Annotated in this window: 3 protein-coding genes; 2 read left to right on the top strand and 1 reads right to left on the bottom strand. The window is 50.6% G+C overall.

What is annotated here, in order from left to right:
* A partial coding sequence (locus H6F43_RS08930) for a phosphodiester glycosidase family protein (RefSeq protein WP_190342441.1) occupies positions 1–369 on the top strand: 369 nt, incomplete at its 5' end.
* A 118-nt stretch (positions 370–487) separates the two neighbouring features.
* Positions 488–721, top strand: a complete 234-nt coding sequence (locus H6F43_RS08925) for a hypothetical protein (RefSeq protein WP_190342440.1) — start codon at positions 488–490, stop codon at positions 719–721.
* Between the two features lie 73 nt (positions 722–794).
* On the opposite strand, the gene H6F43_RS08920 is transcribed toward H6F43_RS08925, so the two are convergent.
* Positions 795–1,289, bottom strand: coding sequence for a pentapeptide repeat-containing protein (locus H6F43_RS08920; RefSeq protein WP_190342439.1), 495 nt, complete (start codon positions 1,287–1,289; stop codon positions 795–797).
* Between the last annotated feature and the right edge of the window lie 308 nt (positions 1,290–1,597).

Below are 1,597 nucleotides of genomic sequence, written 5' to 3'. Positions count from 1 at the left end.
GGTGGAGGTCCTCAACTTCTGCCGGAGATGACACTGGAAGCCGAAGGATTTTTGGCAGTATTCAACGGCAAGCCGAGTCGCGACCCGCTCGGCAGCCGCCAACCCAACGCTCGCACGGCGATCGCCCTGACGCAAGATAGTCTCATTTGGGCGATGGTGGCACAAACATCACCTGCGTCGGGCTTATCTCTTGCAGAACTAGCGGCATTTCTGAGAACGCTGGGCGCGACAAAGGCAATGAACCTCGATGGTGGTAGTTCGGCTTCGCTGTACTACAACGGCAAAATAAGGTACGGCAAAATGGACCAGTCAGGCAACCGAGTGCAGCGACCTGTTAAATCTGTACTGCTCGTACAGGCAATGAAGTAACGATCGCCACAACCGCCCTTAATGGGATCGGCTTTCACAACCAATAGCAATATTGGCGAAAATCGCAAGATTTTGTTACATTAATTTACAGAAGAAATAAAGCTTTACTGAGGTGTTTATGACTATTCTGATTGCGCTGTTTGTGGTTGGCTGGGTTGCGGTTGCACTGCTGGGAACGCAGGCATATTTCCGTGGTGAACAGTCTAAGCCAATTCACGAGCGGAACTGGCGCTCCAAGTCGTTTGAAACACTATCTGAATCTATTACGGGAACTGCGATCGACTATGACACCCGCGTACCTGCTTACAGCAATCTGGACGCGTATTCCAGCAGCGTCCTACCCGATGCTTAGCGTTTGGTGTGCAGGTTAACTTGCATCATTGTCTATCCCTCTGCCACTCTTTGCTGGCAGAGGGATTTTCGCATTATCGACAGCCCAGCGATTCGCGAGTATCCACACCCGTCACCGGATTGACGCCGCTCGCGGATTTACACAACTGCACGACTTGTTGGCGATCAAGCACCGCATCGCTGAAATCCGCACCTGTGACAGTCGCTCCTCTGAACGTAGACCGCAGCAGCATTGCCGAGGTAAAAATGGCATCGCTGAGATCGGCACCTGAGAAATCGCTGAGGTAAGCAATGCCATCACCAACGTTAGCTCCATGAAAGTTGGCGTTTGTTAGCGAAGAGCCGTTAAAGACAGCTCCACGTAAATCAGCATTGCTGAAGTTAGCATCATTGAGTTTGACGCTGGCAAATTCTGATCTAACCAGGTTCTGCCCCGCATAATCCTTCGACGATACGTTTACATCGTCGATCGCACGCACTGCCGCGGAACTAGCAGCATGGGCTGGAAGTGGCATCAGCATCGCCAGCACAAGGAACGTCACGAAAAGCAATCGTTGAAACAGGCTCATAATTCAGTAACGAGATCCCCTGGCTTACCGTGATCAACCGTATCATTTTTCGTCTCACAACTACGGCAGTGACTGCAAATCCGGTTTTATCTAACCGATGTGGGCTGCGAAGAGAAAAGCCGATCGCGGCTGTAGTCAGTGAATACAATACAGGAGTTGCTGTAGCGCTCAAGTAGACATTTCAATCCGTCTCAATACGTCCGTTAGACAAGCCGATTTTTATCCAGCGTTTTGAAGAAGCTGATGTTTAGCCTGCATCCAAAAGCAAGTGATGACTTCGTGATAGCCGCTGGTTTGAATTGCTGGGG

This window comes from Leptolyngbya sp. FACHB-36, from assembly GCF_014695955.1.
In the GTDB taxonomy this organism is placed as follows: domain Bacteria; phylum Cyanobacteriota; class Cyanobacteriia; order Leptolyngbyales; family Leptolyngbyaceae; genus FACHB-36.
The sequence above is the reverse complement of the archived record's forward strand: the minus strand, read 5'-3'. Positions and strand labels throughout refer to the sequence as shown.

Coding starts and splice junctions, on each gene's coding strand:
- H6F43_RS08925 (WP_190342440.1), top strand. CDS start 488: ATGACTATTCTGATTGCGCTGTTTGTGGTTGGCTGGGTTGCGGTTGCA.
- H6F43_RS08920 (WP_190342439.1), bottom strand. CDS start 1,289: ATGAGCCTGTTTCAACGATTGCTTTTCGTGACGTTCCTTGTGCTGGCG.